General features: G+C 40.1%; 27 protein-coding genes. 16 read left to right on the forward strand and 11 right to left on the reverse strand.

The genetic code is table 11. The annotated features are described in order from the left end of the window. Positions 1-42 precede the first annotated feature (42 nt). The 3 genes from HLH18_RS10145 to HLH18_RS10155 form a co-directional block, all read right to left on the reverse strand. The gene (locus HLH18_RS10145) at positions 43-1260 is read right to left on the reverse strand and encodes an IscS subfamily cysteine desulfurase (RefSeq protein ID WP_131290931.1); all 1218 of its coding nucleotides are present in this window, start codon (positions 1258-1260) and stop codon (positions 43-45) included. Between the two features lies 1 nt (position 1261). Then, a complete protein-coding gene (locus HLH18_RS10150; RefSeq protein ID WP_131290933.1) occupies positions 1262-1735 on the reverse strand; it encodes an Rrf2 family transcriptional regulator in 474 nt (157 codons plus the stop codon). A gap of 112 nt (positions 1736-1847) precedes the next feature. Beyond that, entirely contained in the window at positions 1848-2495 is a 648-nt protein-coding gene (locus HLH18_RS10155) for a hypothetical protein (protein ID WP_171546732.1), read from the reverse strand. A gap of 192 nt (positions 2496-2687) precedes the next feature. Here HLH18_RS10155 and HLH18_RS10160 point away from each other — a divergent pair, with 192 nt between their 5' ends. The 3 genes from HLH18_RS10160 to HLH18_RS10170 all read left to right on the forward strand — a co-directional run bounded on the left by HLH18_RS10160 (position 2688) and on the right by HLH18_RS10170 (position 5586). Further along, positions 2688-3155 carry a phasin family protein gene (locus tag HLH18_RS10160; protein WP_171546733.1) on the forward strand — a complete coding sequence of 156 codons (468 nt, stop codon included), beginning with the start codon at positions 2688-2690 and terminating at the stop codon, positions 3153-3155. 158 nt (positions 3156-3313) lie between these two features. Then, positions 3314-3586, forward strand: a complete 273-nt coding sequence (gene hbs, locus HLH18_RS10165) for a non-specific DNA-binding protein Hbs (RefSeq protein ID WP_004651791.1) — start codon at positions 3314-3316, stop codon at positions 3584-3586. A 131-nt stretch (positions 3587-3717) separates the two neighbouring features. Continuing rightward, a complete protein-coding gene (locus tag HLH18_RS10170; protein WP_171546734.1) occupies positions 3718-5586 on the forward strand; it encodes a SurA N-terminal domain-containing protein in 1869 nt (622 codons plus the stop codon). 58 nt (positions 5587-5644) lie between these two features. Here HLH18_RS10170 and HLH18_RS10175 read toward each other — a convergent pair whose 3' ends face one another. Continuing rightward, positions 5645-6517, reverse strand: coding sequence for a DUF2797 domain-containing protein (locus tag HLH18_RS10175; protein ID WP_171546735.1), 873 nt, complete (start codon positions 6515-6517; stop codon positions 5645-5647). A gap of 34 nt (positions 6518-6551) precedes the next feature. Here HLH18_RS10175 and HLH18_RS10180 point away from each other — a divergent pair, with 34 nt between their 5' ends. Next, complete coding sequence (locus HLH18_RS10180) at positions 6552-7022, forward strand: DUF6231 family protein (RefSeq protein ID WP_171546736.1); 471 nt, start codon at positions 6552-6554, stop codon at positions 7020-7022. 110 nt (positions 7023-7132) lie between these two features. Beyond that, a complete protein-coding gene (locus HLH18_RS10185; protein WP_171546737.1) occupies positions 7133-7786 on the forward strand; it encodes a YidB family protein in 654 nt (217 codons plus the stop codon). Positions 7787-7883: 97 nt separating this feature from the next. Here HLH18_RS10185 and HLH18_RS10190 read toward each other — a convergent pair whose 3' ends face one another. From HLH18_RS10190 to HLH18_RS10200, 3 genes are read right to left on the reverse strand one after another with little or no spacing between them, the layout of a single operon-like run. Further along, positions 7884-8501 (reverse strand): OB-fold-containig protein, encoded by a 618-nt coding sequence (locus HLH18_RS10190; protein ID WP_171546738.1) that lies wholly within the window; start codon positions 8499-8501, stop codon positions 7884-7886. A gap of 28 nt (positions 8502-8529) precedes the next feature. After that, positions 8530-8841 carry a Rieske (2Fe-2S) protein gene (locus HLH18_RS10195; RefSeq protein ID WP_171458811.1) on the reverse strand — a complete coding sequence of 104 codons (312 nt, stop codon included), beginning with the start codon at positions 8839-8841 and terminating at the stop codon, positions 8530-8532. Positions 8842-8855: 14 nt separating this feature from the next. Next, positions 8856-9860, reverse strand: a complete 1005-nt coding sequence (locus tag HLH18_RS10200) for an adenosine kinase (RefSeq protein WP_171546739.1) — start codon at positions 9858-9860, stop codon at positions 8856-8858. Between the two features lie 137 nt (positions 9861-9997). Here HLH18_RS10200 and HLH18_RS10205 point away from each other — a divergent pair, with 137 nt between their 5' ends. From HLH18_RS10205 to HLH18_RS10215, 3 genes are all read left to right on the forward strand, one after another. Further along, positions 9998-10447, forward strand: a complete 450-nt coding sequence (locus HLH18_RS10205; RefSeq protein WP_171546740.1) for a GNAT family N-acetyltransferase — start codon at positions 9998-10000, stop codon at positions 10445-10447. 478 nt (positions 10448-10925) lie between these two features. Further along, complete coding sequence (locus tag HLH18_RS10210) at positions 10926-13865, forward strand: insulinase family protein (RefSeq protein ID WP_214647315.1); 2940 nt, start codon at positions 10926-10928, stop codon at positions 13863-13865. 24 nt (positions 13866-13889) lie between these two features. After that, positions 13890-15044, forward strand: a complete 1155-nt coding sequence (locus tag HLH18_RS10215; RefSeq protein WP_171546742.1) for a phospholipase A — start codon at positions 13890-13892, stop codon at positions 15042-15044. A gap of 67 nt (positions 15045-15111) precedes the next feature. Here HLH18_RS10215 and HLH18_RS10220 read toward each other — a convergent pair whose 3' ends face one another. Both HLH18_RS10220 and HLH18_RS10225 read right to left on the reverse strand, forming a co-directional pair. Beyond that, positions 15112-16452, reverse strand: a complete 1341-nt coding sequence (locus HLH18_RS10220) for a TrkH family potassium uptake protein (RefSeq protein WP_171546743.1) — start codon at positions 16450-16452, stop codon at positions 15112-15114. A gap of 3 nt (positions 16453-16455) precedes the next feature. Then, entirely contained in the window at positions 16456-17106 is a 651-nt protein-coding gene (locus tag HLH18_RS10225) for a potassium channel family protein (protein WP_171546744.1), read from the reverse strand. A gap of 326 nt (positions 17107-17432) precedes the next feature. On the opposite strand from HLH18_RS10225, the gene HLH18_RS10230 reads away from it, so the two are divergent. Then, complete coding sequence (locus tag HLH18_RS10230) at positions 17433-17978, forward strand: hypothetical protein (protein WP_171546745.1); 546 nt, start codon at positions 17433-17435, stop codon at positions 17976-17978. Between the two features lie 44 nt (positions 17979-18022). Here HLH18_RS10230 and ilvA read toward each other — a convergent pair whose 3' ends face one another. Then, positions 18023-19561, reverse strand: coding sequence for a threonine ammonia-lyase, biosynthetic (gene ilvA / locus HLH18_RS10235; RefSeq protein ID WP_171546746.1), 1539 nt, complete (start codon positions 19559-19561; stop codon positions 18023-18025). A gap of 108 nt (positions 19562-19669) precedes the next feature. On the opposite strand from ilvA, the gene rpiA reads away from it, so the two are divergent. Further along, positions 19670-20341: a ribose-5-phosphate isomerase RpiA gene (rpiA, locus tag HLH18_RS10240; protein WP_171546747.1), complete on the forward strand. Its 672-nt coding sequence runs from the start codon at positions 19670-19672 to the stop codon at positions 20339-20341. A gap of 140 nt (positions 20342-20481) precedes the next feature. Beyond that, positions 20482-21156 (forward strand): M48 family metallopeptidase, encoded by a 675-nt coding sequence (locus HLH18_RS10245; protein WP_171546748.1) that lies wholly within the window; start codon positions 20482-20484, stop codon positions 21154-21156. Between the two features lie 40 nt (positions 21157-21196). On the opposite strand, the gene HLH18_RS10250 is transcribed toward HLH18_RS10245, so the two are convergent. Further along, positions 21197-21370 carry a hypothetical protein gene (locus HLH18_RS10250; RefSeq protein WP_171546749.1) on the reverse strand — a complete coding sequence of 58 codons (174 nt, stop codon included), beginning with the start codon at positions 21368-21370 and terminating at the stop codon, positions 21197-21199. Positions 21371-21640: 270 nt separating this feature from the next. On the opposite strand from HLH18_RS10250, the gene argC reads away from it, so the two are divergent. The 5 genes from argC to HLH18_RS10275 all read left to right on the forward strand — a co-directional run bounded on the left by argC (position 21641) and on the right by HLH18_RS10275 (position 26716). Then, positions 21641-22696: an N-acetyl-gamma-glutamyl-phosphate reductase gene (gene argC / locus HLH18_RS10255; RefSeq protein WP_171546750.1), complete on the forward strand. Its 1056-nt coding sequence runs from the start codon at positions 21641-21643 to the stop codon at positions 22694-22696. A gap of 78 nt (positions 22697-22774) precedes the next feature. Continuing rightward, entirely contained in the window at positions 22775-23530 is a 756-nt protein-coding gene (locus HLH18_RS10260; protein WP_171546751.1) for a DUF6776 family protein, read from the forward strand. Between the two features lie 18 nt (positions 23531-23548). Further along, entirely contained in the window at positions 23549-23962 is a 414-nt protein-coding gene (gene clpS, locus HLH18_RS10265; RefSeq protein ID WP_171529371.1) for an ATP-dependent Clp protease adapter ClpS, read from the forward strand. Between the two features lie 9 nt (positions 23963-23971). Beyond that, positions 23972-26248 (forward strand): ATP-dependent Clp protease ATP-binding subunit ClpA, encoded by a 2277-nt coding sequence (gene clpA / locus HLH18_RS10270; RefSeq protein WP_171546752.1) that lies wholly within the window; start codon positions 23972-23974, stop codon positions 26246-26248. Positions 26249-26362: 114 nt separating this feature from the next. Beyond that, on the forward strand, positions 26363-26716 hold the full coding sequence (locus HLH18_RS10275; protein WP_171546753.1) for a YnfA family protein: 354 nt from the start codon (positions 26363-26365) through the stop codon (positions 26714-26716). Positions 26717-26726 lie beyond the last annotated feature (10 nt).

A 26726-nucleotide genomic window follows, 5' to 3' on the forward strand; every position in this document is an offset into this window, starting at 1 on the left:
TGGGGGCATCTTAAGCAAATTCTATAAGATGCCAAGAATAAATTAGTGTTCAGCCCATTCGACTGTAGACAGATCAACACCATCTTTGTACATATCCCAAAGAGGAGAAAGATCACGTAGTTTTTGTACAGCCGCTTTGGTTATTTCAAGTACATGGTCGATATCTTCTTCAGTGGTATATTTACCGAAGCTGAAACGAATCGAACTGTGCGCAAGCTCATCAGACAAACCTAATGCACGAAGTACATAAGAAGGCTCGAGTGTTGCAGATGTACATGCAGAACCAGAAGATACAGCAGCATCTTTCAATGCCATCATCAATGATTCGCCTTCTACAAAGTTGAAGCTTACATTTAAGTAATTCGCAACATTGTATTCAGGGTGGCCATTTAAGAACACTTGTTCTAAACCTTGCAAGCCGTTCCAAAGTTTGTCACGCAATACACGTAGACGTGTCTGTTCAGCTTCGAGGTTTTTGCCTGCAAGTTCAAATGCTTCACCCATACCTACGATTTGGTGAGTTGCAAGTGTACCAGAGCGCATACCACGTTCATGACCGCCACCATGCATTTGAGCTTTAAGACGAACACGTGGGCTACGACGTACGAACAGTGCGCCAATACCTTTAGGACCATAAATTTTATGAGCAGAGAAACTCATTAAATCAATTTTCATGGTTGAAAGATCAATTTCAACTTTACCTGCGGCCTGAGCAGCATCAACGTGGAAATAGGTTTTATTTGCGCGAGTGATTTCACCAATGGCAGCAACATCAGTCACGGTACCAATTTCGTTGTTCACCATCATTAATGAAACAAGAATGGTATCTGGACGAATCGCAGCTTTAACCATTTCAGGCGTAATTAAACCTGTTTTTGGCTCTGGCTCAAGATAGGTAATTTCAAAACCTTCTTCTTCGAGTTCACGGCAAGAATCTAAAATTGCTTTATGTTCAATTTTACTTGTAATGATGTGTTTGCCTTTAGAGGCATAGAATTGTGCAACACCTTTTAGTGCAAGGTTATCTGATTCAGTCGCGCCAGACGTCCACACGATTTCACGTGGATCTGCTTTAACCAAGTTGGCAACTTGTTCACGTGCATATTCTACTTTTTCTTCCGCCTGCCACCCGTAAGCATGAGAACGAGATGCAGCATTACCGAAAGTACCATCGAATGTTAAGCACTCCATCATGCGTTCTGCAACTTGAGGATCTACCGGAGTGGTTGCTGCATAATCAAGATAAATCGGACGTTTCATGTCAAATACCTGTAACCGATAAAAGGGCTGAATCAAAACTTGGTGAATTTTGGCGGATTGCAACGGTTTGTACGTTGTCACGTGCCACCAGATCAGCAAGCGTAATTTTTGCTAAATAATCGGCAATGTGGTGGGAGAGTTCTTGCCATAAATCATGAGTCAAGCACATTGCACCATTTTGGCAGTTGCCTTTATGGTCACAACGCGTTGCGTCAACTGTTTCGTTTACAGCTTCAATAATTTCTAACACAGTGATTTCTTCAGCGCGACGAGCAAGATGGTAGCCACCGTTGGCACCACGTACACTAGAAACTAAGCCGTGACGCTTTAATTTCGCAAATAACTGCTCAAGATAAGCCACAGAAATAGTTTGACGAGCTGCAATTTCAGCAAGCGTGATCGTTTGTTCAGTTGGCTGCAAAGCTAAATCAAGTAGAGCAGTCACTGCGTAGCGACCGCGAGTAGTAAGACGCATGATTCGATACACATGTTTAGACTAGATGTGTCGATTTTAAGAATCCTGACTAAAATAGTCAAGTTTTTTATGAGGCTTTAAATTGTTTTGTTTTATAAGAAAAATTGTATATTTATCCAAGCCATAAATTATACACTAATAACGCGATCAAAAGCACGGTGATTACAATAAACACGATATTAATTCTTTTCTGCTTTTGTTGAATGCGACGAATACGATTTTGGTATTGCTTCACTTCAACTTCCAGGTTATTTATTGTTGAGCGTTGCAAGTCGATTTTTTCTAAAAGAGGGACAATGCGTTTTTTAGAGGCAATAATATCTTGCTCGTCAGTGGGTTCAGTTAACCACTGTTTCCAGTCCGACAAAACTTTTGGAAAGCTAAAAAGTAAAGCTAAATCACGAAACTCATCTTTTAGCGTCAGGTCGCCATCGATACGCATTTTTTTGATACTGCGACGATTAGCAAACACAAAGACTTTAATTAAATCCATGAGGGTGGTGCGGATATCCAGATCAACCGCTTGCTCTGGTGCTTTGGTGTCAAATAAAACACCATGTTCAGTAAATTGAACGTAAAAATCAAAATACGGCAAATAGCTATTAATTTTAATCGCAACTTTTTGATCTACAAATTTTTTAGCCTGTAAACCAATGACGCGATCATGCTTCAAAATGAGGGTAAAAATTGTTTCAAGAACAATCATAGCCATTGTGAGCAACAAATGTGGTTGATTTGGACTTTGCTGCGATTCACTCATAAAACTTAATCCTTACCTGAAATAGAGCATCCTGGCTCGTAAAATATGTTTCAGGACTTTAAACCAAATACATAATAATCTTGCTTTGTAGAACAGTTTAGCAAATCTATCAAGTATTTAATTTGCTATTATCAGTGTATTTTATGGATAAATATGTTTGGTCGTACATAAAACAATCAGGAGAAAGAATGAATGGATAAGCAGATAAAAGATCAGGATAATGAACAGAAGACAGCGGAAAATACTGATAAAAAAAAGAATAAATCGCGTGACGGGCGAAAATCAGGGCTAGATTTCCGTAAATATACCCAACAGATCTGGCTTGCCGGTTTAGGTGCTTTTTCACGTGCAGAAGAAGAAGGAAATAAGTTATTTGATTCTTTAGTTAAAGTGGGAGAAGAACTGGAGTCTAAAACCACGGAAATCGCTGACCAAGCCGTAGAAAAGGTGTCAGAGAAGGCCAAAGAATCAGTAACTGATACCAAAGATAAAGTTGAGAAACTAATCGACCATAGTGTGAACCATTCTTTAAACCGAATTGGTTTGGTCACGGTAAAAGATATTCAGCATTTAGAAAGCCTCATATTACAACTACATAGCAAGGTCGATTTTTTGGTTGAAGAAAATAAGTCATTAAAAGCGCAAATTGTAAAAAAATGAAACAGTTTTGCTTTTTATGCATTTTTCAACAATTTTTTTCGCATTTATTTTGCAGAAATCGATATCCAGAGTATTGCGTTTTGCCCTAAAGCATTGCTATAAAGGTGTTATGGAATCCTTAGACCTTAAATAAACGATATTAAGAGGACGTAATCTTCATGAATAAATCAGAATTAATCGATGCAATTGCAGAGAAAGGGGGATTGTCTAAGACTGATGCAGGTAAAGCCTTAGATGCGACAATTGCTTCAATTACTGAAGCACTTAAATCTGGTGATACTGTAACACTTGTTGGTTTTGGTACATTCAACGTAAAAGAACGTGCAGCACGTACTGGTCGTAATCCACAGACTGGTGCAGCTTTAGAAATTAAAGCAAGCAAGGTTCCTAGCTTTAAAGCTGGTAAAGGTTTAAAAGATTCTGTTGCTTAATCTTTTTTAAAGCCAATAAACGCGCCGCTTAGGCGCGTTTTTTTATTAATATGCCGATTTTCGGTTTGAACTCATTCATTCATTGGGGGTTTTCGGGTAAAATCCCTCACAAATAAAATATTGGAATACTTATGGAATCTTTTCGTAAAGTTATTAAGGGTTGGTTGGGCAAAGCACTGCTCATTTTGTTTTTGACCCCTTTAGCGCTTGTAGGTATTGAAGGATATTTTAGTGGCGGGAAATCAGAAGACACAGCAAAATTAGTCAATGGCCAAGAAATTTCTAAAAAAGAACTAGAAACACTGACCAAATCATTTAAAGAACAATACTTGGCTTATGCAAATGGTGATGAAACTTTATTGAATCAATCTTTTATTCAAAATAAAGCGATGGATACCCTGGTTGCTCGTACTTTGTTATTGCAGCAAGCTGAAGATTTGGGTATTTCATTAAGTGATGCACAGATTGAGCAAATGGTTGCCCAGCAACCTAACTTTCAAGAAAACGGTAAATTTTCGGAAAGCTTGTATGCCAACTATTTGCGTTCAGTGGGCATGACCAGTCAAGCTCTAATTGCGAATCTGCGTCAAGACCATGCTTTGAAAATGTTGACTTCAACCTTTATGGATTATGCTTTGGTCAGCAAACTGGATATTGAACAAATTGCCAATTTACAGACTGAACAACGTACCTTGCATCTTGCGAGCATTAAACTTGATGACTATAAGAAAAATGTAAAAGTAACGGCTCAAGAAGTTGCTGCTTATTACAACAAACATCAAAATGTCTTTAAGCAGGTTGCAAGTGTTGATGTGGATTATGTGGTATTGACACCTGCGAATGTTGCGCCGGCGAATACGCAAGTGACAGAAGCAGAATTGCAGCAAGCCTATGCAACATATGTAGAGGCGCAAAAGAAAAATGTTAAACTATTAGTAAAGCATATTTTAATTGCAGCAGATACGCGTTCAGATGCGGAAGCAAAGAAATTAGCCAATGATGTCGCTGCGAAAATTAAAGCAGGCATGACCTTTACTCAAGCTGCTGCACAATATTCAGATGATACCGAATCTAAAGCCAAAGGTGGTGTGATCGACGCATATGCCAAAGGGGTATTTGGTGATGCCTTTGACCAGGCTGTGGATTCTTTAAAATCAGCGCAAGTATCCGCTCCGGTTAAAACCCAATATGGTTATCATTTAATTGAAACAGAAGCGGCTTCGGTTAAGCTTCCATCATTTGAAACTGAAAAACCACGTTTGCTGGCGGAATTGCAAAAGAACAAATCTGCCAATGCCTTTTCAGATACTGTAAATAGTCTAAATGAAATGGTTGTTGGTAGTGATGCACTTGATGTTGTCGCACAAGAAGTGAAGGGTGTAACTGTTCAATCAGTAAAAGGCATGACTTTAGCGACTCAACATCTGGTACTTAGCGATGCAAATGTAAAAGTTAAGCTATTTAATGATGATGTGAAAAATGGTGACCGTAATGCATCAAGCAGTATCCAGTTAGCCAATGGTGATACAGTCTGGGTGAAAGTGCGTAATTACCACGCGGCTGGTGTACAAACACTTGCAGAAGCGACGCCTCGTGTAAAAGCTAAACTGATTGAGCAAAAAGCAATTGAAGCAGCTAAAGCGAAAATTCAAACTGCATTAAATAGCTTCAAATCACAACCTGCTGCAACTGTTTTGGCGCAAAGCAACATCGCATTTGAAAGTGCAGGTGTATTTACCCGTTCACAAGGTTTGAAGCGTGAAATTGAGCGTGCAGCATTTAGTGTTCCAGCACCGAAAGCAGGCATGTGGTCAGTGACTACAGCTTCATTGCCAAATGAGTTGGTTGTTGTGGCAGTGTCTAATGTAAATAAGACAACGTCTAATGCTTTAACTGATGAGCAGTTGAATGAATTGTCTAAGTTGTACCAGCAACTTCGTGGTCAACAAGAATTGGATGATTACACTCAATATCTTAAGTCACATGCGAAAATTAAATAATTTCCTATGAAATAAAAACCTGCATGAATGCAGGTTTTTTTATAGACTAAATAAAGTTTTATTCAGCGCGTAGCTTAAGTTCATAGCCTGAGTATTTGCGAATATTAATCACTCCGGTATTTAGGATCAGGTATTGACCTTTAATCCCGAATAATTTGCCGCGAATAACGGGAGTCTTATCCAGATTATGCGATTTGATTTTCTCAGGATATTCATCCACTGGATAAACAAACTCACGTGGCAATTCGCTTTCCATGATTTCAACAGTTTCATTGAATTCGAGGTTTTGACTGAATTCCTCACGAATGGTTTGAATTTTCGGGGCAAATTCTTCAATCAGTTGCTCACGAACTTCAATCAAATTTAATGGCTCAGCTTCACCTTTCAGCAGTTTTCGCCAATCAGTTTTGTCTGCGACCTGTGTGCCAAACATGATTTCCAGTTGACCCGATAAGCGGCGTGAACCCACTTTCATAATCGGTAGTGCTTGTGTTGCGCCTTGATCGAGCCAACGTGTTGGTATTTGTCCCTGACGGGTGATGCCCACTTTTAAAGTACTGGAATTGGCAATGTACACAATATGCGGCTGGAAACAGACTTCATGCGCAAAACTATCTTCACGACATGTACCTAGGTGATAGTGACAAGTTTCTGGCTTCATGATGCACATGTCACATGAAGCTTTGGTTTTGAAGCATTTGTAGCAGTGACCTTGTGAGTATGATTTTGGAGTTTTACTTCCACAAGAAACACAATAAATATTGCCGGTCCACTCAATTTCGACTTCTTGTCCTAAACTAAATGGAAGATCAATTTCAGCGCGATCTAGTACAAATTTATATTCTACCTTTGCCTTACGGGTCTGTTGATCAGTTACAATAGGGTCCTTTAGACCTGCATGCATTTTATGGCAAATGCCTTGTAGTTCCATGAAGAATACTCTCTCAAATAATAAGGATGCAGTTATGGCTGAACAAAATGTCATTGCTTCAATGCTAGACGATTTATCTAAAGAACAGCCTATTCAAACTGCATTATGTATTGGCCAAAATCTTGCACAATACGACAACAATCAATCAATTCAATGGCACTATTTTAACGTAATTGAGTTTTTAAATCTGCCTTTTACACAGCGATATGACTTGGGGCTGGTATTGCTTGATTCACCAGAGTTACTCGATATTTCTGATAATCAAAAATCACTATTGTTGGTCAAACTACGTGATTTGATGGCGAAGCGTATTGTGGTGGTGAGTCAGTTACAAGATGAGAAATTATTACGTTCTTTAGGCTTTACCCAGCTGATTGATAAAACCCAGCATGATAGTGATTTTGCTTTATGGCAATTTAATATCCTGACTTATAAGCATGTGCCGGACTGGTTTAATTCCAAGTTTTGGGCCAATCCAGAAAATTGGAATAAATTCCGCTGGTAAGATTCAAGCATTTATTGCTTTTCCAAATCTTGCAAAACTTAACAATTTGTCCTCATTGCTGGTTTTGAAAGCATCGTATGCTTTTCCTAAGCGAATAAAAGGATAATACGATGACCAATCTTAGCAATATTGTAGAAATGCTGGCGAAACAGGCTTTGGGTGGTAACCAGCAAAATCGATCACAACAGGGCGGTTTAGGTGGGATTTTAGGTTCCGTACTGGGACAGATGAGCGGAAACAATATACAGCAACAATCTCAATCCAACCCGCAATCCCAACAGTCGCAACAAGGTGGATTAGGTGGGATTTTGGGTTCGGTCTTGAGCCAGTTAGGTGGTGGAAACCAGCAAACTCAAAGACCACAACAAACAAGTAGTGTGGGTGGTGGTGCAAAAACATTATTGATTGCAGTTTTGCCTTTGGTTTTGGCGTGGATTCAAAAGCAAGGGGGTATACAAGGTGCTTTGGATAAATTGAAAGGCCAAGGCTTAACCAGTCAAGTGGATGATTGGGTTTCGACTGGTCCGGGTGAAAATGCAAGTGTGGATCAACAACAGGTTCAAAGCTTATTTGATGAGCAGGACGTAGAAAAAGTGGCGGAAGAAGCACATGTGCCTAAACAGGACATTTACAGTGCAATTTCAACGGTTTTACCACAAATTATTGATTCATTGACCCCACAAGGTGAACAGACCAATAAGCAAGAAGCCAATGCAGATATTCAACAAGTCATGAACTTGGTTTCTGGATTTCTTAAACGTTAAGATTTTGCTTTTTAAGACCAGTTGGGTTGCTGACCTGACTGGTTTTTTTCATACCTGAAATTAATTTTGATGACTCACTATCTTAACGACTTAAATGTTATTGATGATTTTCCATGCTAAAGAGGGTATTGGATTTAGATATTTTTTTAGCAATATAGTGCGATTTTTTTAAACGAATTAAAATAATCTGCGACTGAAATTCGAGTTCACCAAATTCCGGTTCAACCTGAACATAATGCAGTTGACCAAAGCTGTCTCGAACCCGTGCCTGAGCAGAAAATCCGGGGCGGGCATTGCCACTGGATATCGTAGCTAAACGTCCAAGTAAACTGACCTGATGTCTGGTAAACGTGGGTTTGATGACTTGATCAAGACAATGAATCATAAACACAGTGAAGAAAATCGCAATGATGAGTGCAGGGATTACTAAGTAAAAAGCAGGCAGAAATTCCTGTTGCTGGGTATAAACACACAGTTGAAGAAAATAGCCAGCGAAACTGAAGTTCATCAGTAAAAACACCACAATCAGTGTTTTGGAAAATTTAACATTCAGCAAAGGGGATTCAGAAAGTTTCTTTGGAGAGAGTTTCTTGAGATATTGCGTCGGGCGAATATTAAAGTAATAGCCAAGGGTTTCCGCCATGCTGAGTAAAACTAAAGCCAGTAAACTTAAATGAAACGGGATTAAGTCATAGTTATGTAAAAACTCAAGCATGGCAAGATTCCATTAAATTATGTTCTATTTATTCTTCGTTGAGGTAAATTCCACCATCAGAATGCACGTTGATCGCTACTTTTTCAAGTGATTGTCCCTGACAAGGACCAGAAATACATTCACCTGTTTCAACCAAAAACAGTGCTCCATGGGTAGAGCATTCGATGTATTCCTGATCGCGATCTAGGAACTGGTTTTCTAAAAATTCCAGTTCCACCTGCAAGTGCGGGCAGAGATTCTGATAGGCATAAAATGCACCGTCACGCTGGGTAATAAAAATGGTATCACCATCCGGCGTTTCGTATGAACGCGCTTCACGTTCAGGAATTTCTTCCGTCATCGCAATTTTAATCATTATGCACATTCCTTTTGGAAGTTCTTTAATAATTCCGCGTAATTTTCTACACTCAGGCGTGGACCGAATTGTGAAACGACTTCACTTGAAATCAAAATCGACAATTCAGCGGCAGCTTTAAGGCTGAAACCTGCATTTAATGCGTAAAGAAAAGCACCTGCAAAAGCATCACCGGCACCATTCGCATCTACCGCTGTGACCTTGCGACCTGGAACTTTAAGGGTTTGTTCAGAATCGGAAATTAAAGCGCCTTCTGCGGATAATGTAATGACAGTGTATTTGCTTTTCAATTGCAATTTAGCCAATGCAGCTTCAATTGAATCTGTTTCTGTATACATTAACGCTTCATGATAATTGCAAAGCAATAAATCTACACCATCATCAAGCAATTCATCCAAACCTTGACGGGCATATTGCACCATTGCCGGATCAGATAAAGTTAATGCAATTTTTACACCATTAGCTTTGGCAATTTCACGTGCGTGTTTAACAGCTTGGCGTGCAGTATCGCTGGTTGATAAATAACCTTCAATATACAGCCATTTTGCAGTCTTTAGAGGTTCAAAATTGATTTGTGCTTCACTGAGTTCCGCAGTAATGCCCAGAAAAGTTTGCATGGTACGTTCAGAGTCAGGGCTGACAAGAACCATACAGGTACCAGTCACACCTTCACTGACAGATTTTTCAGTAGTTTGAATATCGGCTTCGTTTAAACCTTGTAGGTAAATACAACCGAGTTCATCATTACCGACACGGCATCCGTAAAATGCTTTACTGCCTAAAGCACTAAAAGCAACAGTGGTATTTGCAGCAGATCCACCTGATGCTTGACCTTTGTATACTTGCGTTTCTTTTAAATTATTATATAAATTTGCTTGTGTTTCACCATCAGTCAACTGCATAGTGCCTTTTTGCAAATTTTGTTGAATAAGGAAATCATCAGAGACTTTAAATTCTTGGTCGATTAATGCATTACCAATTGCAAAAAGATCAACAGTTGCCATGTCTTTCGTTCACATTTCAAAATAAAACGCTAAGTTTACACCAATGCTCATGATTGCTGTAGATTGATGAATAAAATTCAATATATGGCTGATTTATTCGTACAAAATGCACGATAGGAAACGATTAGGAAGGTTAGATGAATATCACGATTGCTAAAGCTGAACAATTACCTGCACAAATCACAGAATTAGCCAAGCACGCTCAGAAAGAAGGATTTCAGTTGGTTGATCAATTGATTGAAGAATATGAAAGTGGAAAAAACAGGTTTGATCAGCCGGGGGAGTTGCTGCTTTTTGTTTATGATGATGAGAAACTGATCGCCTGTGGTGGCTTAAATCAGCAGTGGAATGATAACGAAATTGATGCTCGTATTGGTCGGGTACGTCGTTTTTACGTATTGCCGAAATACCGTAAGCATGGGGTAGGCAAACAGCTTTTACAACATCTGGAAAAAAATGCCCGCGCAAATTTTTCCGCACTTTGTCTGAATACAGATACCAAATCTGCAGCAAATTTCTACCAGAAACAAAATTATGTTTTTGTTGAAAATCATCCGAATTATAGCTATTTCAAATATCTGCTTTAGTTTAATCACCTTTGGTCATGATGCTGTGGAGCTTGAGTGGGCTCATCAGCATCATGATGACGCTTACTTTTAAATTCCACGGATGAATTTTTAATGGCTCAAGTAGATTCTGTAAAATAAAAAACAGCTTTAACTTTTAATCTTGAATTAATTGATAGGCTTGAAAATATCAGATTTAGATCCCGAATGAGTCAGTCTGATGAATCAACAAAAAGATATTGCAGATCAATGTTTATTTGAGCAATACCGTCACCTCAAAACCTGTTTTAAAGACATAAAATATTTTTGGATCTGATTTAAAAAATAGCAATCGGTTGCAATTTTTTCTGCATTGAAAATAGTGCTGATTTTGATTAAAAAAGAAGAACGTTGAAACTGGACTGAAATGCTAGGAAATTCGTAACTGTACGAATCCATATAGTTCAAGATTCAGGTATAATCACAACATCTTATAAATATGTATACATTAGGAGATCACATGACTGTAGATGTCACTGAAACCATTACTCAAACTGTTCATCCCGCGTTTCAGTTGATACGTCAACACCATGTTGAGGCCTTAGACGTTTTTGTGTCTGAATATAAACATAAAGTGACCGGTGCAACGCATTATCACCTTGCCAGTGATCTGGATGAAAATGTCTTTCTGGTGGCGTTCCGTACTCAACCGATGGATTCAAAGGGTGAAGCGCACATTTTAGAACATACCGCATTATGTGGTTCTGAAAAATTCCCTGTTCGTGACCCATTCTTCCTGATGATTCGTCGTTCACTGAATACCTTTATGAATGCGTTTACTTCAGCAGACTGGACAGCTTATCCATTTGCAACGCAAAACAAAAAAGACTTTCAAAACTTGCTGGAAGTGTATTTAGACGCCGCTTTTGCTGCGAACTTAAACGAACTGGATTTTGCTCAAGAAGGGATTCGTATTGAGCTGGAAAATGGCGAACCTGTCTATAAAGGCGTGGTGTTTAATGAGATGAAAGGGGCGATGAGTTCTCCTTCAGATCAGTTGTATCATCAACTGGCGCATCATTTATTCCCGAAAACTACCTATCATTACAATTCAGGTGGTGATCCGAAAGATATTCCAGATCTAACTTACCCAGAGTTAGTCAGTTTCTATAAGTCACATTACCATCCAAGTAATGCGGTGTTTATGACTTTTGGTAATGAATCAGCCTATCACTTGCAAGAACAATTTGAAACTTTAGCCCTGTCTAAATTCGAGAAAGGTCAAACGCTGCATTCAACGCCTGAAACACGTTTAACTACACCGGTTGAAGTCACAGAAACTTATGCTGTAGATGCAGAAGATTTAAAAGATAAAACCTATCACATTATTTCATGGTTATTGCCTGAAGCGAGCGATATTAAATTGCGCTTGGGCATGCGTCTGGTTGAAGGGATTTTGCTGGAAGATTCTGCTTCACCATTACGTCATTACCTGGAAACCTGTGATTATGCACAGTCTACCGGCCCAATTATGGGGGTAGATGATTCAAACTTTGAAATGACTTTCTTCTGTGGCGTGCAAGGTTCAAATCCTGAACATGCGCAAGAATTTAAAGATGGCGTATTTAAAATTCTGCAAGATGTTGCTTCTAAACCGGTTGATTCTGCAATGGTTGATGCCATTTTGCATCAGATTGAATTGCATCAACGTGAAATCAATGGCGACGGTATGCCATATGGTTTAAGCCTGATTTTAAATGGTTTAGGCAGTGTGATTCATCACAGTGACCCAATTCATGTTTGGGATGTGGATACTGCGATTGAGCAAGTCAAAGAAGAGCTCAAAGACCCAATGTGGTTGTCGAATCTGATTAAAGAACATTTGCTGGATAATACCCATCGTGTGCAAATGACTTTGGTACCTGATGCAACCAAATCTGCGAAGGAAGCTGAAGCTGAAAAAGCACGTTTGGCCGAAATTGGTGCCAAACTGACTGATGAGCAAAAAGCTGAAATCATTCAGCAAACTGAAGCGTTAAAAGTTCGTCAAGATACGCCAGATGATATGAACTTGTTGCCAAAAGTAGGGTTGGAAGATGTGCCTGCGGATCTGCATATTGTGCAGGGTCAATTGCGCGAAATTATCAGTAATAATTACGATACACCTTTGAATTTGTACCATGCGGGTACCAATGGTCTTTATTATCAACAAGTGACGGTTAAAATTCCAGATGAAGTGGTGCAATCGCCATATTTCACCTTGCTGTCTGTATTGTTGGGTGAGGTCGGCGCTGGCGAGTACAATTATCTTGAGCTTCAGCAACTGCAAACCGCAGTCAGCGGTGGCGTTGGGATGGGTGCATCTTTACGTTCAAAAGTCGATGATAAAAACAAAATCAGCGCTTGGCTCACGTTGACCACCAAATCGTTGGTGAATAATTTTGAAGCCATTCGTATATTGAAGTTGGCATTTGAACAACTGCGTTTTGATGAAAAAGACCGTATTATTGAATTATTGCAACAACGTAAAACTCGTTGGCAATCACGTATTTCAGGTTCGGGTCATAGTTATGCGATGCAAATTGCATCGCGTAATTGCAGTGCTTTGGCACAACGCGATTACCAAAATACCGGTTTGGGTGCGCTGAACTGGTTAACTGAGCTGGTTGCTAAAATTGAAAATGACGAAGCTGCCTATGATGCTTTAATTGTAGAATTAAAAGCCATTCATCGTTTACTTTTACAAGCGCCAAAACAGTTCTTGCTGGTCTGTGAAGAACATCAATCTGATCGTTTGATTGAAGAAATTCAAGATGTTTGGGACAAGTTAGCCGTTGATAAAACCCCGGTAGAATTAACGACAATTGTCACAGAAAACAGCAATAAAGACGAAGCCTGGTTAATTCAAGCCAATGTTCAATTCTGTGCCTCAGCTTATCCTGCAGTTGAAGTCTCTCATCCTGATGCAGCACCGTTAATGGTGTTGGCTGCATATTTACGTAATGGCTTTTTGCATAGTGCGATTCGTGAAAAAGGTGGGGCTTACGGTGGTGGGGCGAGTTATGACGGCAATGCATGTTCATTCCGTTTTTATAGCTACCGTGATCCACGCTTGGCAGAAACATTTAAAGACTTTGACGCAAGTATTGACTGGTTGTTAAATACCGAGCATCTAGAGCATCAGCTTGAAGAAGCAATTTTAGGCTTGGTTGCGAGCATGGATAAACCGGGTTCTCCTGCGGGTGAAGCGATTAGTGCTTGCTATGCTTTATTGCATGCACGTACACCGGCAGTTCGAAAACAATTACGTGCACGTTTACTTGCAGTCACTCTGAATGATTTAAAACGCGTTGCAGAACAATATCTGGTTCAGCAAAAACCAGTGAAAGCTGTGGTTGCACCCGTTGCGAAACGTGACATTTTGGTTGAACTTGGCTTTGATATCAAACAAGTAAACTAAAAGAATAAACTGAGGTCAGACCCTATGGCGTTCAAAATAATTGAACGCACTACTTTGCAACTGAGCATGATCATGCTCAGTTCATTGTATGTGACGAATGTAAATGCAGTAAGTCCCGAATCTTCAATTACACCGGCAAGTCCTGAAGCCTGTGTGGCATTAAACTCTAATGCCGATCGGTTGGCTTGTTATGATACTTTGTTTAAAGTACCCGAGGCTGAGAAAACACCGCTGCTTTCTGAACGTCAGGCAGCAAATGAAATTGCGCCTAAACCGACTGAACCTGAAACGATCAAGGAGAAAATCAGTCAGGGGGTCAGTAATTTGTTTGCTGTTGAAGGTCCGAAAATTGACCCAAATCGATCTTTGCTGGATAAGCGTTGGGAATTGTCTGCCGACAGTAAACTCGGCACCTGGAATATTCGTGCGCATCAGCCAGTTTATCTCATGCCAGGATTTTGGACTTCTGATAAAAATGAACGTCCTTCAAGTCCGAATGAAAATAACACGGTTCAAGTGGGTGATGAGCAAAATCTGAAATCGATGGAAGCAAAATTCCAGCTCTCATTAAAAACCAAAGCGGTTGAAAACCTGTTTGGTGACAACGGTGATATCTGGTTCGGTTATACGCAATCATCACGTTGGCAGGTCTATAACGCAGATGCATCACGTCCTTTCCGTGAAACCAATTATGAACCGGAAGCCAGCCTTGTTTTTCGGACCAATTATGAAATATTGGGTTTAAACGCACGTTTACTGGGTTTGACGTTAAACCATCAGTCCAATGGTCGTGCGGATCCTTTATCGCGTAGCTGGAACCGTGTAATGCTGAATCTTGGTTTTGAGCGAGATAATTTTGCGTTGATGCTGCGACCTTGGTATCGCATTGAAGAAACTGCTAAAGACGATAACAATCCCGACATTAAAAATTATATTGGTCGTGGGGATTTAACCGCATTTTACCGCAAGAATGATCATGAATTTTCACTCATGCTGCGTCATTCGCTTAAAGGCGGTGATGATGCCCATGGTGCTGCTCAGTTTGATTGGGCATTCCCGATTAGTGGGAAACTACGTGGACACTTCCAGTTATTTGATGGTTATGGTGAAAGCCTGATTGATTATAACCAGCGCGCTACTTATGTCGGTCTAGGTGTATCGTTGATGAATTGGTATTAAAATTTATCAATGCTTCATAAAAAACCACTCCATGGAGTGGTTTTTTTACATCAAGAATTAATAACAGTTAACCAATTTGAATATCTGCCGGTGGGTGTTTTAAGCGACTCTTTTTAGGTGTGGCAATCAGGTAGGCTAAGGTAAGTGGTCCTAATCGACCGGCAAACATCAGTAAGATTAAAGCAATCAAGCTTGCAGGTTGCAGTTCACTGGTCACCCCACGGGACAAGCCTACGGTACAGGCGGCTGAAACCGCTTCAAACAGTAAATCCAGAAAGTCTTTTTCTGGTTCTAAAATGAGCAGGGTAAAAAATCCAAAAAAGATTAATATGGCTGTGATTGAAACAACAGCTAAAGCTTTAAATGACGTGGTCTTGGAAACGGAATGATTAAATACCCGCAATTCTTCAGAACGGCGTAAAAAAGTGATGACACTTAAAACCACAATAATAAATGTACCGACTTTAATGCCACCCGCAGTACTTAATGAACCACCGCCAATAAACATCAGGATCATGGTGACTAGGGTTGAAGCATCGGTCATTTTGGACATATCCAAGCTGTTAAAACCTGATGAACGTGGAACGGTGGCATGGAACCAGGAATTTAGAGCTTGATCACCCAGACTCATGCTGGAAAGTGTTAGCGGATTGTTTGCTTCTAGTACCCAAATGACGATAAAGGCAACCAGGTTTAACCCTGCAATGGTGGAGAGGATTAATTTGCTATTGGTGCTTAATTTTTTCCAGCGACGGGCACGTTTAATATCCATGAGTACCACAAAGCCGATTCCACCAATAATGTAAAGCATGCTAATGGTAAAGGTAATCAGGTAATGGTCTGCAAAACTCATCAAACTATTGGGGAAAAGTGAAAAGCCACCGTTATTAAAAGCAGAAACACTATAAAAAGCGGCATAAAAAAAGGCACGAGTAAAATCATATTCCTGCATCCAGGCAATGGTGAGAATAACTGTACCGACTGCTTCAAAAAATAAGGAATATAAAAGCACGCCTTTAATGGTGAAAGATACTCGGGCCAGACTGGTTTGACCAATGGTTTCCTGTGCCATGACCTGTTGTTTTAATTTGAGGTTGGAAGACAGGCTTAATGCAGCAAGGATGGCAAAAGTCATAAAACCTAAGCCACCAACCTGCAGCAAAAGCATAATCACGATTTGACCAAAAGTGGTATAGGCTTCCCCGACATTGACCACGGAAAGACCGGTAATGGTCACGGCAGAGGTGGAGGTAAACAGGGCATTGAGCCAGCTTAATTCTCCATGATGTGAAATGGGAAGTTTAAGTAATAAGGTGCCTGCAAAAATAAAACTTAAGAACCCCAAGGCAAGTAAGCTGGGAGGGCTCAGATTGACGGTATGATGCTTTTTATTTTGCGCTTGATTCATATTTTATTTAAACCGGGCAGACAGTTTTCGTAAGGGTTCAAGTTCACCTTCAACCACTAAGATATCACCTTCTTGCAGGATTAAATTGGGATCAATGCTATATAAAATTTCCTTGCCGCGTTTATGCAGAATCGTTTTAATTCCTGAGCCATGATCCATAAGGTTGTGGAAGCGCTCACCCTTTTGATTTGCCTTGATTTCAATTTTAACGATGAAATGATTGTCTTCTATGCCCATATAACGACTAACCATCGGGTAGCTTAAAGACTGGGCCACGCGGGTACCCATATCTTCTTCTGGATGAATGATTTTATTCACGCCAAGATGGGTCAAAATCATGTGATGGGCTTGGGATTTAGCCTTGGCCCAAATCTTGTTTATCCCCATGTTTTTTAGATGCAAGACACATAAAATACTGGATTCAATATCCTCACCAATTGCAACCACAACGGCTTCACAGTTTTGAATATTGAGTTCTTTGAGTACATGTTCATCGGTGGCATCTGCAATCACGGCATGGGTGATTTGATCTGAAATGCTTTCAACATTTCTTTTGTTGTTGTCGATCCCAATCACATCGTGATTTAAGTTCACCAGTTGGGTGGCAACGGTTGCACCGAAACTACCTAAACCAATGACTGTAAATAGTGCCATACAGCGTATTCCTTATCCATTTTTATGTGGTTTTGATTCATTAAGTGTATGCAAATATAAACTCATTTTATAATTTTATTATTCATTCAGCTATCAGGCTTACAAAATTATATATAACAAAGGCTTATTTCTAAGATGACATAATTGCATGCAGACAGCATTAATATGCGGAATTTTATAAATGATTGAATTTTTTACTGCTTAATTATTTGAGGAGATTTTGAGGCTATAAAAGAATGATTGTGCTCATAGCATAACGTCACAAAACCTTCAAAAAAACGGTATATCATTTTTCATATAATTTTCTATTTATATAGTGAATTAAAATGGATGATAAAAAGATCTTTAAGCTATTGCAGGGATGGTTTCCGCTGCTGGAACAACGGGAAATCCCAAAGAAGAAACACAGGCACTTCTTTCAGCAATTTCTGGAGTGGATGGCAGCTGAAAAAGTAGCTAACCATTTCCAAGCTTATTTAATGTCTGTTGATTCTGAAAACCCTCATGAAAATGGGTTGGAGCGATGTGCTATTTTGCAGCACATGAATGTTGATATGGGTTTAACCCAGCAGAAAATTCGTAAAAGAACCATGCCTTTATATGAACATTATAAGAAGCATAAAGAGACCATTGGGAAATACTACAATGTGAATGCGCAAGCTTTTGATATTGTTTTTGAAGAAATTTATGCTCTGCTAAAGTCGCAAAATTTAGAATTATTAATCATTTATGCAGAGGCGGCTTATTGGATGGCTGTTCCTAATGAGGATGTTGAAATCCATAAATTCTGTAAGTCTTTCTCGAAGCAATTTAAGGATGAAGCGATCTGTATAGAACACTATGTAAAACTGGACTGTTTGAGATCAACCTAAAATAAAAAAGAGCCATTTACTGGCTCTTTTTTATTGTCTGAGTGTTATTTTAGGAAACGTTGATAACCCAGGTTATTGGTAATTTCAGCATATGGATAAGTAATACTTTCCAAAGTTTCGACTAAACCATCTGGATTCTGTTTCGCATCGCTTGCTTCCAAGCCAACCAGTACACGACCTTCCGCTGCACCGTGGTTGCGGTAGTGGAATAGGGTAATGTTATGCGTTGGACCCAGACGTTCCAAAAAGGTGAGTAATGCGCCTGGACGTTCTGGAAACTCGACACGGAATAGACGCTCATTTTCAATATCTGCATGACCACCGACCAGATAACGGATATGCAGTTTTGCTACTTCATCATCAGATAAGTCATCAACATCATATTGCGTTGCCAAGGTGTCATAAATGTCATGACGTTCTTTTTCGCCACCTTTCAAGCTAATGCCGACAAACACTTGAGCAGCACTAGAAGAGCTGGCACGGTAGTTGAATTCAGTGATGTTGCGACCTTGCAAGGCGCGGCAGAAGTTCAGGAATGAACCTTTTTCTTCAGGAATGGTGACTGCAAAAATGGCTTCTTTACGTTCACCGAGTTCGGTACGTTCAGCAATATAGCGTAGACGGTCAAAGTTCATGTTGGCACCACAAACAATCGACACCATGTTTTTATTTTCTAAGCCATGCTCAGCGATATATTTCTTGATTCCGGCAAGTGCCATAGCACCTGAAGGTTCAACAATGCTTCGGCATTCATCATAGGTATCTTTAATGGCCGCACAGATTTCATCAGTGTTAACCAAAACAACGTCAGGCTCAACAATTGGACCTGAGTTGTCTGATTTTTGCAGGCGAATCACGTCAAACGGTTTTGCACCAATTTGAGCAACCGCCGTACCATCTGCAAATAGTCCAACAGATGGCAGAATCACGCGTTCATTGGCTTCAAAGGCAGCTTTTAAACATGCTGACTCATCATATTCCACAGGAATGACTTTCACGTGTGGTGCAACATCACCCAAATAGGCAGCAACACCGGCAATTAAACCGCCACCGCCTACTGCGACAAATACATATTCCACATCACGCCATTGGCGCAAGATTTCATTGGCAATGGTGCCTTGACCTGCCATCACCAGTTCATCGTCATAAGGCGGAATGAAGGTCATGCCTTCTTCGGTTGCACGTTGAATAGCATATTTGTTGGCAACATCGAAAGAATCGCCATGTAATACCACTTCACCACCCAAACGTTTTACCGCCTGGACTTTAATGTCGGGCGTGGTCTTCGGCATGACAATAATGGCGCGAATTCCCAGTTTTTGACCAGATAGAGCCACACCTTGCGCATGGTTACCTGCTGAAGCCGTAATAACGCCACGTTCCAACTGAGATTTCGGTAATTGACTAATACGGTTATAAGCACCGCGTAGTTTAAAGGAAAAGACAGGTTGTAAATCTTCGCGTTTAAAGCGAATGTTATTGTTTAGCTTTTCACTAATTCGTGGCGCTGCTTCGAGTGGAGTTTCGATTGCAACGTCATACACCGTTGCTTGTAATATTTGTCGAACCAAACGAGACAGCATGTTAATTTTCCATCTAACAGTTTAAAATAGACCTTTATTGTAACAAACCCCTGTACATTTGGGCTGAATAATTCAGCAACAAATGTCAAAAAATAGTTGAGCCAAGTTATGAGTCTGTATGCGACCCAAGATGAAAAGAAACAAGCTGCTGCGAAAGCGGCTTTAAAGCACTTGCCTAAAGGCGGGATTTTGGGTGTAGGTACAGGAAGTACTGTGAACTTCCTCATTGAATTATTACCAGAATTGCAATTGGAAGCTGCGGTGGCAAGTTCTGAAGCAACAGCACAGCGCCTTAAAAAATTAGGCATTGAAGTGGTCGACATGAACTCTGTAGGCGGCTTGGATGCTTATGTGGATGGTGCAGATGAAATTGACCGTCATATGCACATGATTAAGGGTGGTGGTGCTGCGCTGACTCGTGAAAAAATTGTCGCTTCAATTGCGAAAAAATTCGTGTGTATCGTTGATGACTCTAAATGGGTTGAACAATTGGGTCATGACTTTCCATTACCTGTAGAAGTGATTCCAATGGCGCGTTCTGCGGTAGCCCGTAAAATTGTTTCACTTGGTGGTGATCCGGTTTACCGTGAAGGCGTGGTTACGGATAACGGTAACGTGATTTTAGATGTGCATAACTTCAATATCTTGAATGCGCTGGAACTTGAAAAAAACCTGAATAACATTCCGGGTGTAGTGTGTAACGGTATTTTTGCGTTGAACAAAGCAGATATCGCAATTGTTGCAACGGATAATGGTATTGAAGAGCGTACTGCTGTTTAAGAAATCCTCCCTGACCCTCCTTTTTCAAAGGAGGGGAAAGTCTGTAATTTAATAAGGCTCCTCGAAACTTTTAAAAACTTGAACTTCCCCCTTTATCAAAGGGGGATCGAGGGGGATTAAAATAACGATTAAATATAAAAATGACCCTAAACGACCTACCTGAAATCAAAATTGTCCGTCATGTGCGGGCGAAGAATTTACGCTTACGCGTTGAACCAACTCAGATCCGTTTAACTGCGCCTGTATTGTGCTCTAAACGACAAATTCAAAATTTTATAGATCAGTCTGAGCAATGGCTCATTCAAACTTGGCAGAAACAGCAAGAAAAAATTGTTCAAATAGACAAAACTTTACCGAATGAATTACAGCTGTTTAATTTAGATCAGCCTTTACAGATCATTTATCAAAGCCAAAAGCATGGTTTTATTTTTGATGATGAAAATTTAAAACTTTTGATTAGTGATCGTCAGCCTGAACAATATTTAAAAGCATTTGTAATAGCCTATGCAAAACATCATCTTCCTCTTTATTTGGAGGATGTAAGCCAAGAAAGTAATTTGAGTTTTGGCAAATGTTCGATTCGGCAGCCTAAAACCCGTTGGGGAAGTTGTACATCGAAGCATGACATTATGTTGAATAGCGGTTTGGCGCTATTTTCTGAAAAGATTACCCGCTATGTATGTGTGCATGAGTTGGCACATACCAAGCATTTTGATCATAGCCCGCACTTTTGGGCTGAAGTTCACAAGCATGATGTCAATTTTCAACAGCATCGGAAATTATTAAAAAGTACGCCAATGCCGTATTGGTGGTAAAGATAAAGAGTCACTTAATGAAACGAGTGTCTATTACGATTCATTGGTTAGCTAATTCTTCATTTAATTGGTCGTAATATTCTTTTTTAAAGCGAAGAAGTTCTGAAACTACAGTATCGATATCTTCTAAATGAATAGTCACAATGACATCTTTTGATTTACCTGTTTCGAAATCTTCTAAATCAGGATGGCAAATAGAAATTGTATTTTTCATTATTAAGATAAATGTCTAAAGCCTCTCTTTTCTTTGTAAGAGTCATTTTTTCTTGAATTTATAATGTTGATTTGAGCTTGAGTGTAATTTTTACTTAATTCTTTTGGAGGTTAAATTTAAAAATATTTGAGTTGAAGAATAAACTAAAAAGTTAACCTGAGAGATGGTTTAGACGATAAAAAACTATCATTACAAACCAAAACAGTTCAGAAAACTAAAACTTCCTGTCATACTACGCAGTTACGAAATGGACACTTTAGATTTGAGGTAGTGATCGTGATTACAGTTGGTATTGTCGGTGGTACAGGTTATACAGGCGTTGAATTGTTGCGTCTTTTACTACGACACCCAAATGTGCAAGTCAATGTACTGACATCACGTACCGAAAAAGGTCGCCGTGTAGACGATATGTTTCCAAGCTTGCGCGGACATACCGATCTTGAATATTCAGATTTAAACATTGATGAACTAAAAAAATGCGATGTTGTGTTCTTTGCGACCCCTCATGGTGTGGCAATGAAACATGCGGCAGAACTGGTTGCAGCAAATACTAAAGTCATCGACTTGGCGGCAGATTTCCGCTTACAGGACTTGGAACAATTCGAAAAGTGGTATGGTCTTGAACATGCCTGCCCAGATATTTTAAAAGATTCCGTTTACGGTCTGTCAGAACTCAACCGTGACAAAATCAAACAAGCCAACGTGATTGGTAACCCGGGTTGCTATCCAACCACGGTACAACTGGGTCTTGCGCCATTATTCAAACAAGCTGAAGCTTTGGTAAAACCTGAAAGCATTATTATTGATGCAAAATCAGGTGTTTCTGGTGCAGGTCGTAAAGCAAGCCTCGGCATGATTTATTCTGAAAATGCTGACAACTTTAAGGCCTATGGTGTTGCGGGTCACCGTCACCATCCTGAAATTGTGGAAGCATTGGAAAATATCTCAGGTCAAAAAGGTGTGTTTGATCATATTCTTTTTGTACCGCATTTGGTTCCCATGATTCGTGGCATGCTCAGCACCATCTATATAGATTTAACGGATGCCGGTGAAGCAGCAGACTTGCAAAGCTTGTATGAACAATTCTATGCCAATGAACAATTCGTTGATGTGATGCCAGCAAACAGTTCACCTGAAACACGTTCTGTGCGTGGTGCAAACCAGCTTCGTATTGCTTTGTATAAACCACAGCCGAAAAAGCTAGTTGTTCTATCTGTACAAGACAATTTAGTGAAAGGCGCTGCGGGTCAGGCTGTGCAAAATATGAACCTGATGTTCGGTTGTGCTGAAAATGCAGGGCTGACAGGTATAGGGTTATTACCATAAAAAACGTTTTTCAGCTTCACACACATTTGGATTTGGATTTAAATGTGTGTTTTGAATGAATCAAAATAAGAGATGACGATGCCGAACACTGAATCAAATACTGCGTCACAACAGACACCATTAAGTAAAAAGCCTTTTGTTAAGGGGAATTTACCTTTGGCTATTGGTGCTGCAATTCTGATTGTGGGGAGTGGCTTGTTGGGCTATTCAGTTGGGCATCGGCAAGGTTTGACTGTTGTAGGCTATGAAGCGGATGCTGAACAACTGGTTGAGGTTGTGCAAAAGCAAAAGAGCAGCCTGGAAACCCTGAATAAAAATTTGAATCTGGCTGTGCAAGAACGTGATGTTGCCGTGAGTAATTCAAATGATTTGTTTGCTGCTTTGAATCAGGCACGTGAAGATAAAGCTCAGTCTGAAGGTTTGGGTGCGATTTACCGTGAAGTATTACGCCAACGTGGCGGTCTAAGCTTGACGGTGCAAAATATCGGAATTAAACCTTTACCTGACAATGCTTATGAATACGAGCTGGATTTGGTACAAGTCAGCCCGAATAAACGTAGCATCTCTGGAAGTGTGGAATTGCGCTTAATTCAGGGTACAGAAGTTCTGGTTGTTCCAATGGAAGACAAGAACTTTAATTTTCAAGATTACGAGCGTTTAACTGGCCGCTGGACCATGCCTAAAGGCTTTACGCCACAATTCATTGAAGTGCGTTTAACAGGTGGAACAAGTACTCCGGTGATTAAACGTTTTAGTTGGGGCCGTGGTAAACCGATTGAGAGTCAATCTGCATTTATTTCTGAAATTCCTCAAGCAGAAGCAAATGCACAATAAATGTGAATTTTAAATCCTATGCGAATGAATAAGCGTCAAAATTGTTTAAATGCCATCAAAAGTTCTTTTCATCAATCAGGATATGTCGACTGGCATATTAGTCCACGCTTAAGCAATGACTCGCAAGATGAATCTGAGGGTGAGATCGCGGTACAGACTGCGCCACCCGTATTAAAACGTCCACCCATGTATGCGGTTGTTTTGATGAACGACGATTACACCCCAATGGACTTTGTAATTGAAATTTTACAACAATACTTTGCTTTGAATCTTGACCAAGCGACCCAAGTAATGCTAACTGTACATTATGAAGGGAAAGGTGTTGCAGGCGTTTATCCACGAGACATTGCGGAAACGAAAGCGAACCAAGTCAATAATTACGCTCGGTCACAAGGTCATCCATTGCTTTGTCAGATTGAGCCAAAAGATTAAGGGGATTACATGCTCAGTCGTCAATTAGAAGTATCTTTACGTTTGGCTGTAAGCATGGCTCGTCAAAAGAGACATGAGTTTCTCACGGTTGAACATTTATTGTTGGCTTTACTTGATAATGACTCTGCTGTAAATGCGCTTAAAGCGTGTGGTGCGGACATTATCGTTCTGCGTAAAGAACTAGAAGAATACGTTGAACAACACACCCCTAAATTAGGCGAACATAGCGATCAGGCGCCACATCCGACTGAAAGTTTTGATCGTATTCTGCAACGTGCGATTTTCCATGTGCAATCTAGCGGTGGTGATCGAACTGTTGAAGGTGCGGATATTCTTGTTGCGATGTACTCTGAACGTGATTCCTTTGCGGTTTACTTGCTTAAACGTCATCAAATTAACCGTTTAACTTTAACTCAATATTTATCTCACGGTACGCGCAAAGAAGAAGTGCAAGCCGAAGAAGAAGTGGAAGACTTAGATGGTGAAACCTCGAGTTCTTCAAATGCAGGGCCACTCGATTTATATACCACCAATTTGAATGCTGAAGCTCAAAAAGGAAAAACAGATCCTTTAATTGGGCGTGAAAAAGAAATTGAACGTGCTGCGCAAATTCTTTGCCGCCGCCGTAAAAACAACCCTTTACTCGTCGGTGATCCGGGGGTGGGCAAAACCTCGATTGCTGAAGGTTTGGCTTGGCTGATTGTGAACGGTAAAGCGCCTAAACCACTGGCTCATGCAGAAGTGTATAGCTTGGATATTGGCGCCTTGGTTGCAGGTACAAAATACCGTGGTGACTTTGAAAAACGCTTGAAACAATTGTTGAATGCGTTGAAAAAGAAACCAGAAGCGATTCTGTTTATTGATGAAATTCACATGATTATTGGTGCCGGCTCTAGTATGGGCAGCACCATGGATGCATCAAACTTAATTAAACCTGCCTTGTCGAATGGTTCATTACGTTGCATCGGTTCAACCACTTTCCAAGAATATCGCCAAGTTTTTGAAAAAGATCATGCTTTGTCGCGTCGTTTCCAGAAAATCGATGTCAATGAGCCCTCTATTTCTGAAACAATTGATATTTTACGTGGTTTAAAATCTAAATTTGAAGATTTTCATCACGTTCAATATGACGATAAATCCTTGGTGGCAGCTGTGGAGTTGTCAGCGAAATTTATTAATGATCGCTTCTTGCCGGATAAAGCGATTGATGTGATTGATGAAGCGGGTGCACAGCGCCGTTTGAAAGCAGAGGAAGATGATACTGTAATCACGGTTGAAAATATCGAAGATATCATCTCTAAAATTGCACGCATTCCACCGAAAACCGTCTCGAAAGACGACAAGACTGTATTGAGTAATCTTGAACGTGATCTTAAACGCGTGGTATTCGGTCAGGATGATGCAATTGAAGCACTGGGTTCTGCTATCAAATTGTCGCGTGCAGGATTGAAATCACCCGATAAACCCGTGGGTAGCTTTGTATTTGCAGGTCCAACTGGGGTGGGTAAAACTGAAGTCACTAAACAGTTGGCTAAACTGTTAGGTGTGGAACTGGTTCGTTTTGATATGTCTGAATATATGGAACGTCATGCGGTTTCACGTTTAATTGGTGCACCTCCGGGTTATGTTGGTTTTGACCAAGGTGGTTTGCTGACGGATGCGATTCATAAGAATCCGCATTGCGTATTGCTACTGGATGAAATTGAAAAAGCCCATCCAGATGTGTTTAATTTGTTATTACAAATTATGGATCATGGTGCATTGACCGATAACAATGGTCGCAAGTCTGACTTCCGTAATGTGATCCTTGTCTTAACCACCAATATTGGTGCGGAAAGTATTTCTCGCACGAGTATCGGATTTATGGAACAAGACAATAGTAATGACAATAAGGATGCAATGAAGAAAGCATTCTCGCCTGAATTCCGTAACCGTTTGGATGGTGTGATTCAATTCAATGCATTGCCAACCACTGTGATTGAAAATGTCGTGGATAAATTCCTGACTGAATTGCAAGCGCAACTTGATGATAAGAAAGTGATTCTTGAAGTGGATCAAAGTGCGCGTGAATGGATGGCTGAACATGGCTATGATCGTTTAATGGGTGCTCGTCCAATGCAACGTTTGATTCAGGAACATTTGAAGAAACCGCTTGCTGAGATGATTCTGTTTGGTGAGCTTGCAGAACACGGTGGTAATGTTGCGGTTTCTGTGAAGAAAGAAAATGGCAAAGCAGTGGGCTTGAAACTGGAAGTATTTGAAGATCAAACTGCTGAACCTGCATAAGCATCTAGATTGTTAAAATAACCCGTGTTCGCACGGGTTATTTTGTTTTTATTCACCCTCATTCTGACCTTCTTTTCAAAGAGAGAAGGAGCGAATCAAACGATATAAGAATTCATGGATATTCAAATTACCAAGGTACTTACGACGGTTTGCCTTTTTTTTGTCACAGCAATAGCAGAAATTTTGGGGTGTTATTTTCCATATCTAATTTTAAATCAAGGAAAATCACATTGGTTATGGCTTCCAACAGCCTTAAGCCTTGCGCTATTTGTGTGGTTACTTACATTGCATCCCGCAGCTTCGGGTCGAATTTACGCAGCCTATGGCGGAATTTATATCTTTAGCGCTTTAATGTGGCTGCGCTATGTCGATCAGGTGATTTTGACGCGCTGGGATCTATTGGGTGGTTTGGTAGTGATATTGGGTGCGATGATTATTGTTTTACAGCCACAAGGGTTGATACGTTAGAACACTAACG

Origin of the sequence: Acinetobacter sp. ANC 5414, assembly GCF_013004295.1 — a bacterium.
Classification (GTDB): domain Bacteria; phylum Pseudomonadota; class Gammaproteobacteria; order Pseudomonadales; family Moraxellaceae; genus Acinetobacter.